The sequence below is a fragment of the Actinoplanes sp. 13 genome (assembly GCF_056134165.1).
Map to the genome: position 1 here is coordinate 1 of NZ_JBVYOQ010000062.1, position 7,494 is coordinate 7,494.

The 7,494-nt window shown below is 70.5% G+C and carries 9 protein-coding genes; 3 read left to right on the plus strand and 6 right to left on the minus strand.

The window, feature by feature from the left end; genetic code table 11:
• Positions 1-621: 621 nt before the first annotated feature.
• On the plus strand, positions 622-2,112 hold the full coding sequence (locus AC0NH5_RS42850; RefSeq protein ID WP_474414217.1) for a hypothetical protein: 1,491 nt from the start codon (positions 622-624) through the stop codon (positions 2,110-2,112).
• Between the two features lie 70 nt (positions 2,113-2,182).
• Here the strand turns inward: AC0NH5_RS42850 and AC0NH5_RS42855 are convergent, their stop codons facing one another.
• From AC0NH5_RS42855 to AC0NH5_RS42865, 3 genes are read right to left on the minus strand one after another with little or no spacing between them, the layout of a single operon-like run.
• On the minus strand, positions 2,183-3,199 hold the full coding sequence (locus AC0NH5_RS42855) for an ABC transporter permease subunit (protein ID WP_474414219.1): 1,017 nt from the start codon (positions 3,197-3,199) through the stop codon (positions 2,183-2,185).
• Positions 3,196-4,077: an ABC transporter ATP-binding protein gene (locus AC0NH5_RS42860; protein WP_474414221.1), complete on the minus strand. Its 882-nt coding sequence runs from the start codon at positions 4,075-4,077 to the stop codon at positions 3,196-3,198. Before AC0NH5_RS42860 ends, AC0NH5_RS42855 begins: the two co-directional genes overlap by 4 nt.
• On the minus strand, positions 4,074-4,463 hold the full coding sequence (locus tag AC0NH5_RS42865) for a GntR family transcriptional regulator (protein WP_474414223.1): 390 nt from the start codon (positions 4,461-4,463) through the stop codon (positions 4,074-4,076). Before AC0NH5_RS42865 ends, AC0NH5_RS42860 begins: the two co-directional genes overlap by 4 nt.
• Positions 4,464-4,635: 172 nt before the next feature.
• Here AC0NH5_RS42865 and AC0NH5_RS42870 point away from each other — a divergent pair, with 172 nt between their 5' ends.
• Positions 4,636-4,818: a hypothetical protein gene (locus tag AC0NH5_RS42870; protein WP_474414225.1), complete on the plus strand. Its 183-nt coding sequence runs from the start codon at positions 4,636-4,638 to the stop codon at positions 4,816-4,818.
• A gap of 10 nt (positions 4,819-4,828) precedes the next feature.
• Here the strand turns inward: AC0NH5_RS42870 and AC0NH5_RS42875 are convergent, their stop codons facing one another.
• Both AC0NH5_RS42875 and AC0NH5_RS42880 read right to left on the minus strand, forming a co-directional pair.
• Positions 4,829-5,431, minus strand: coding sequence for a VanZ family protein (locus AC0NH5_RS42875; RefSeq protein ID WP_474414227.1), 603 nt, complete (start codon positions 5,429-5,431; stop codon positions 4,829-4,831).
• 92 nt (positions 5,432-5,523) lie between these two features.
• A complete protein-coding gene (locus AC0NH5_RS42880) occupies positions 5,524-6,351 on the minus strand; it encodes a phytanoyl-CoA dioxygenase family protein (protein WP_474414229.1) in 828 nt (275 codons plus the stop codon).
• A gap of 55 nt (positions 6,352-6,406) precedes the next feature.
• On the opposite strand from AC0NH5_RS42880, the gene AC0NH5_RS42885 reads away from it, so the two are divergent.
• Entirely contained in the window at positions 6,407-7,411 is a 1,005-nt protein-coding gene (locus tag AC0NH5_RS42885) for a LacI family DNA-binding transcriptional regulator (protein WP_474414230.1), read from the plus strand.
• On the opposite strand, the gene AC0NH5_RS42890 is transcribed toward AC0NH5_RS42885, so the two are convergent.
• A partial coding sequence (locus AC0NH5_RS42890) for an elongation factor 1-alpha C-terminal domain-related protein (protein ID WP_474414232.1) occupies positions 7,408-7,494 on the minus strand: 87 nt, incomplete at its 5' end. The two genes, AC0NH5_RS42885 and AC0NH5_RS42890, sit on opposite strands and share 4 nt — an antisense overlap.

Below are 7,494 nucleotides of genomic sequence, written 5' to 3' on the forward strand. Positions count from 1 at the left end.
GACCAGCGAACGAGACCGATCTTCGCGTCGTGACGCTGATCAACATCGATTCAGCAGATCGTGTTAGGAGCTCTTAGCGCCCGTACGGATTTTTGAGGCTCCCGTCGCTCCCGTGTGCCCTCCAGCTGTGGATAACTCGGGGCCTGTCCTGGCATTAGTGCCCGTAAGGCGAGCCCGTCTCGCGTCTGCTGGCATTACCGTCCGTACCGTAGATCCGACATCATGGTCGAAAGCGGACGGCTTGTCGGAGCGCTTGGCATAAGCGCCCGTAGCTGTCCACACCGAGCAGGAGTTTTCCTGGCATAAGAGCCCGTAGATGCCCCTGATTTGCCTTCTTGCCCGTGGATCACCGGCCGTTGGCCCTGTGGAAAACGCCTGGCTGTCATGGCATTAATGCCCGTAAAAAAGGGCCTCTGCTGGCATTACAGCCCGTAGAAGATGGAATAAAGCCCCGTACCGGCTCCGGGTTTTCGCAGGTCAAAGCCTTGTTTACGCTGGCCCTTGTAGTTGGATCTAGTAGCTCTTGCTTGTATGAACTTCGTTGGGGACGTCCCGCTGTGACCTGCCGGGATCGCGCCGGTCACCGACATCGGCCGGTCCCTCGCGCCCGACGCGCCGATCGTGCTGCTGAACACGCGGACCCGTCAGCGCACACCACACTGGGCGGAGCTCGACGCGCACGGGAGCGGACTGCTCATCATCCGGCCGGCGGTCGCACTGCAGGAGGCGACCCGCTATGTGGTCGTCCTCCGGCGCCTGCGCGACCACACCGGAGCACGGCTGCCCGGCGCGACCTGGGACTTCACCGTCGCGAGCGCGCCCGGGCTGACCGGCCGCGTGGTGCGGATGCGTGACGACGCGTTTCGCGCCCTGGGCCGGCGCGCGCCGGCGTTCACTGTCGACCAGGTCACCGAGTTCACCGCCGAGCAGGACGCCCGCATCGCCCGCCAGGTGCGCGGCACCGTCACGGTGCCGAGCTATCTGACCGGCGGCGGCGGGCCCGGATCCCGGCTGCATTACGGGCCGCCCGGTGGCGACGGCCGGCCGCCCACCCCCGACGCGCTGCCGACAGCCTCGGGTGCCACGATCGCCGCCGAGTTCGTGTGCAACGTCCCGCGCAGCGCGGGCGCCGGCCGGAAAGCCCACCTGTCGCTCTACGGCCACGGGCTGCTCGGCGCGCCCACCGAGATCAACGCCGCGAACGTGAAGCAGATGTCACAGGCGCACACCTTCATGTTCTGCGCGACCAGCTGGATCGGGCTGTCGTCCGCCGACATCCCGGTCGTGTCGCAGACCTGGAGCGACCTGAGCACGTTTCCGGCCGTGCCGGACCGGCTGCAGCAGAGCTTCCTCAACTTCCTGTTCCTCGGCCGGGCGATGATCGCGCCCGGTGGCTTCGCCGCGCACCCCGCGTTCCAGGACGGCCGGGGCCGCAGCCTGATAGACCGGGCCGGTGGCCTGCATTACGACGGCAACAGCCAGGGCGGCATCAACGGCGGCGCGCTGACCGCGATCGCGCAGGACTGGACGCGCGCGGTCCTCGGCGTACCCGCGATGAACTACAGCACCCTGTTGCAGCGCAGCGTCGCCTTCGCGCCGTTCCAGCAGCTCCTGGACCGGTCCTACCCGGACCGGGCGGATCAGCAGCTGATCCTGGCGCTGATCCAGATGCTCTGGGACCGGGGCGAGGCCAACGGGTACGCCCAGCACCTGACCACCCGCCCACTGCCGGGCACCCCGGCGCACCGGGTGCTGATGCACGTCGCGTTCGGCGATCACCAGGTCTCCCCCGCCGCCGCGCAGGTGCAGGCCCGCACCATCGGCGCCCGCATCCACCGGCCCGCGCTGGCTCCCGGATGGGCGGACGAGGTGGCGCCGTTCTGGGGCATCCGGCCGATCCGGTCGTACCCCCATCCTGGCTCCGCCCTGGTGGTCTGGAACAGCGGCCAGGCGTCCGCGCCGCCGCCCACCAACCTCGCGCCGAGCGGACCGGAGTTCGGCCCGGACCCGCACGAGTTCCCCCGCGCTCAGCCGGCGGCGCAGTTGCAGAAGGCGGTGTTCCTGCTGACCGGCAAGGTGATCGACGTGTGCGGCGGCGGCCCCTGCCCCTGACCCGCCTGCTGTGTGTGAAGTTCGGGTGCGTATCGCACCCGAACTTCACACGCGGGTTACCGCCCTCTCGTCAGGCCGGGCGGCGCCGGATCCACCAGAGCGAGAAACCCGACAGGACCATGGTGAGTACGGCGAGGAGCCCGAACTCGCGCCACTGCAGCGCCCAGAACTGCGAGCCCGGCACGAACGTCAGCTTCTGGCTGAGGTTCTGCGCCTTCAGCCACTGCGGGCACGTCTCCTTCTCGCGCGGCACGTCAGGACCGCACTTGGTGCGGTCCATCGGCCCGGTGAACTCCGCGCCGGCCGGGGTCACGACGGTGTTCGACAGGACCCAGACGCCCCGCACGTCGGGCTCGACCTCGATCTTCATCCGGCTGGTGTCGTCGTTGACCGACATCCCGTACCGCCCGTCCAGGTTGAGCGGGGACACGGTGGTGACCGGGTCGGCCAGCCAGGCCCGCACCGCCATCGGCCCGGCCAGCTGAATGCCGGTGACCAGCAGCAGGGTCACCACCATCGCGGCCATCGTCCGCCGCAACAGCAGCCCGGCGGTCACCCCCACCACGAACGCCAGCGCCGCGTAGCCGACCGGCACCAGCCCCCGGGCCGAGAAGACCAGCGGGTTGAGCCGGTCCGCCGAGGCCGTGTCGATCGGCTGCGCCCACCGGCTCAGCGTCAGGCTCAGCAGGCCGGCGCCGAGAGCCGCCGCCACCAGGCCGGTCACCAGCTTGGCCAGCAGCCACCGGCCGCGGCTGACGGACTGGCTGAACACCATCCGGTAGGTGCCGGTCTCCAGCTCCCGGGCGACCACCGGCGCGCCCCAGAAGATGCCGAGCAGGACCGGCAGCAGAACCAGGACCGCGATGGCGGCGAGGTGGATGTCGCCGGCGATGTGCCGGCGCACCGACTCCAGGAACGTCGAGCCGGCGTTGTCACAGGCGTCGCCCAGGCACCCTGTATATCCGGTCGCCTCGGCCAGATCCGCCACCTGGGCCCAGGTCAGCGCCAGGCCGGCGAGCAGCACGAGCAGCAGCGAGCCGGTCACCAGGGCCGGGGTCCGGAACTGTCGCCAGGTCATCCAGATCATCGCTGTCCCTCCAGCACCCGGTCCGCGCTGCCGCCGTCGGCCCCGCTCATGTACGCCAGCACGATGTCCTCCAGGTTCAGCCGGTCGACCTGCCAGGAGGGGTCGTCGATCGGCGCCGTGCTGCGCACCACCAGCGTCGACTGCACGTCGGTGTGGCTCTGCTCGACCACGGAGCGGCCGGCGCCCAGGTCGGCGAGGTCGCGCCGCGGCCCGACCAGCCGATGGTGGCCGGCCAGCAGCTCGTCGACGTCGCCGGCCACCCGGACCCGGGACGCGATCAGGACGATCAGGTAGTCGCAGACCCGTTCCAGGTCGGCGACCAGGTGCGACGACATGACGACGCTCATGCCCTGCTCGGCGGTCAGCTCCATCAACCCCTGCAGGAAGGTCCGCCGGGCGAGCGGGTCGAGGGCCGCCACCGGCTCGTCGAGCAGCAGCAGGTCGGGGCGTTTCGCGGCGGCGACGGTCAGGGCCAGCTGGGCACGCTGGCCGCCGGACAGCCGACCGGCCTTCTGACCGGGGTCGAGACCGACCTGTGCGATCCGCTGTTCGGCGAGCGCACCGTCCCAGGACGGGTTGAGGTGGGCGCCCATGCGCAGGTGGTCGGCGACGCTGAGCCCGGCGTAGACCGGGGTGTCCTGCGCGACGAATCCCACGTGCGGCGAACCGCTCACCGGCCGCCGGCCGAGCACCTCGATCCGCCCCGCGGTCGGATCCAGAAGCCCGCACGCCAGCTGCAACAGCGTGGACTTGCCGGCGCCGTTCGGCCCCACCAGCCCCACGACCCGGCCGGCCGGGATCGTGAGCGTGCAGTCGGACAGTGCCGTGCGCCGCCCGTACTTCTTGGTCAGCCCTTCGGCAACCAGCACGTCAGTCATGTCCTCGCCTCCGAAAACGACCGGAACGTGCTCAGGAACAGCGCCTCGATGCTCTCGTCGTCGAGGCCCGCCTCGCGTGCCTCGACGAGCCAGCGCTCCAGATCCCGCCGCAGCGGCTCGTGGTTGGCCAGCGAGTCGGCGCCGAGCGTGCCGGTGACGAAGGTGCCGAGGCCGGGGCGGGCGGTCACCAGGCCCTCGTACTCGAGTTCGCGGTACGCCTTCGACACCGTGTTGGGGTTGATCGCGACCCGGGCCACGACCTCTTTGACGGTGGGCAGTTTGTCGCCCTGCGCCAGGACACCCAGCCGGAGGGCGTGCCGGACCTGCTGGATCAGCTGCATGTAGGGCGCGACGCCGGACCGGGAGTCCAGATGGAATTCGATCATCTGCCACCTCATTCTACTAGGTGCCTAGTAGAATAGAGATGGACATGCGTGAGCGCTACCCCGCCGTGCCAGGTATCAACAGGACCTCCCAACGGTGGCGGCAGCCCCGTAGGGTCGTAGCGAACGGATGCTCACCCCGCAGGGCGAGAAATACGACGACAGGACTCTTCGCATGCGTACTCGCACCAGCGCCGGCCTCGTTCTCGCCTCCTTCGCTGCCGCCGCCGCCATCGTCTTCACGACCGAGCCGCAGACCGTCGGCGGCGACGTGACGACCGGACAACCCGTCACCGTGGTCATCGAGAGCGACTTCTGGGACTGCCCGCTCCAGCAGGGCGACGAGGAAGCCCTCTGATCCAGGGCGGTCAGCCCACGCGGACGTGCCGCCCGGCACCGCTCGGGGCGACCGCGGCCGGGGACGTCCGCGCCCCCAGACGGGTGGCGAGGCCGGCGATCGCCGGGACGCGGATCAGCGCGCGGTACGCGAGGTAACCCAGCACCGCGCCCAGCGTGTTGGCGGGCAGGTCGTTGACGTCACCGGTCCGGCCACTGCTGACGAAGACGTCGGTGAGGAACTGCGTCAGCTCGATGGCGGCACTCAGCGCGAGTCCGGTCAGCGCGACCTGCCGGACGCCGCGCACCCGGACCAGGAACGGCAGCAGCAGGCCCAGCGGAACCGTCATGACGATGTTCAGGACGAACGTGGTCGCGTCGATGGTGACGAGCGGAAACAGGTTCACCTTGTCGTACCAGGGAACCAGATTGCGGTAATCGCCCGTGCGGATCTGCAGCGGCAGGGTCACCGCGGCCACGCAGGCGAGATAGACGCTCGCCGACCAGAACATCAGCAGTCGCCGGCCGGAGAGGTCACCCCGTCGTCGGAGGACGAGGAGGGAGGCGGCCATCAGCACGACCGCGACGGCGGCCGCGGCGGGCACCGGCGGAATTTCGACGAGGAGACCCTGCATGGACGTGATCATGGCCGTACCCGGGAAGCCGGCGCATCGGTCTGCGGGGAGATGACGGCGGACCCGGGCATCGGCCGAAAGTCATAGGGTTCTCAGGCGTCACCCATCACCAGACCCTCGATGGTGTGCTTCTGGGTGATCGGGGTGAGCGTGCCGACGATCGGGCAGTCCAGGTGATCGCGGACCTCGGGCGGCAACGTGGCCCAGAACCGCTCGGTCACCGCCAGGGCGTGCTTGTCGCTGTTGGTGGCGTCCGCGGCGTCGACGCCGAGCACCAGCACCGGGCGGGAGAGCTGCGAGGAGTTCTTGGTGCCACGGTGGATGGTCAGCGCGGAGCGGGCGGAGATGTCGCCCCGCTGCGGGTACTTGCGGACGGCCAACTGCTCGTACCGCTGGTAGCGGGTCCGGGGCGGGAACATGCCGTGGCCGAAGTCGGGTTCCTCGTCGAACTGGGTCCCCGGCGCGATCTCGAAGGGGCCCATCTCGTCGGTGGTGTCCACGCCGGTGAGGTTGAAGGCGAGCGAGTCGAGCCGGCCCTCCTCGCGGGTCACCTCGGGCATCGGGAAGTCGCGGTGCCAAGGCTGGTTGACCGCACCGGCGAACGGGATGTCGAAGCCCAGCTCGACGATCCGGTAGTCGGTGCCGAGCACGGCGGTGCAGACGGCCATCACCCACGGGTGGGTGACCAGGTCGACGAAGCCGCTCAGCTGTTCCGGGTGGATCTCCACGTAGTAGCGGTGCGGCCCGCGGCCCACCGCGCCGCCCGGCCGCGCCTTGGCCTCGGCGAACGCGGTCTCGATGTCGGCCCGCATCCGGTCGGCCCAGGCGACGCTGAACGCTCCGCGCAGCGCGGTGATCCCGTCGGTGTAGATGGCTTCCCGGGCCTTCTGGCCGGCTTCCGCATCGAAGACTGTAGTCATGTCTCCATGTTGCAACGTGGCATGCAACGTTGCAAGTGGCAGTAGCATGGTCGCCGTGGCTGTCACCCTGCGTCAGGTCGCCGCGCGGGCCGGCGTCTCCGTCCGCACCGTCTCCAACGTCGTCTCCGGCTTCGCGCTGGTGGCGCCGGAGACCCGGGAACGGGTGCAGGAGGTGCTCGACGAGCTGGGCTACCGTCCCAACGCGGCCGCCCGGCACCTGCGCGGCGGGCGGTCCGGCCTGATCGCGCTGGTCATCCCGGAGATCGCCTCGCCCTACTTCGGCGAGCTGGCCGGCCACCTGGCCGACGAGGCGGAGAAACGCGGCTGGACGCTGCTGGTGCAGCAGACCGGCGGGGACGCCCGCCGGGAGCGGGAACTTCTCGACGGCGTACGGGGCCAGGCCGTGGACGGTCTGGTGATGAGCCCCTGGGGCCTGTCCCCCGCGGATCTGCGCCGCCGCCCGGACGCCGCTCCCCTGGTGCTGCTCGGCGAGCAGGACGCCGACGGCCTGCTCGACCATGTCGCCATCGACAACGTCGCCGCCGCCCGCGAGCTGACCCGGCATCTGATCGACACCGGGCGTACCCGCATCGCCGCGATCGGCCCGCAACCGCACCTGATAAACGGAACCGCGGCGCGGCGGCTGGCCGGATATCGGCAGGCGCTGGCCGAGGCCGGACTGCCGCACGATCCGGCCCTGGAGGTGCCGGTCGCGCAGCTGCACCGGGCGGACGGGGCGGCCGCGATGCGGGCGTTGCTCGGTGCGGAGATCGACGCGGTGTTCTGCTTCAGCGACCAGCTCGCCCTCGGTGCGCTGCACGTGGCCGCCGAGCACGGCCTGCGGGTTCCGGCCGGCCTGGCGGTGGCGGGGTTCGACGACGTCGAGGACGGCCGGTATGCCACGCCGGCGCTGACCACGGTGTCGCCGGACAAGGTGGCGATCGCGCAGGCCGCGCTGGACTGCCTCGCCGAGCGACTCCAGCCGGACGGTGGGGCGGCGCCGGTCCACCACCTGGTGCCGCACCACCTGGAGATCCGCGCGAGCACCGCGGCGCGCTAGGCGGCCTCGATGATCATGCCGGCGGCGACGGTGCGGTTGGTGGTCTCGTCGATCAGGATGAAACCGCCGGTCGTCCGGTTACG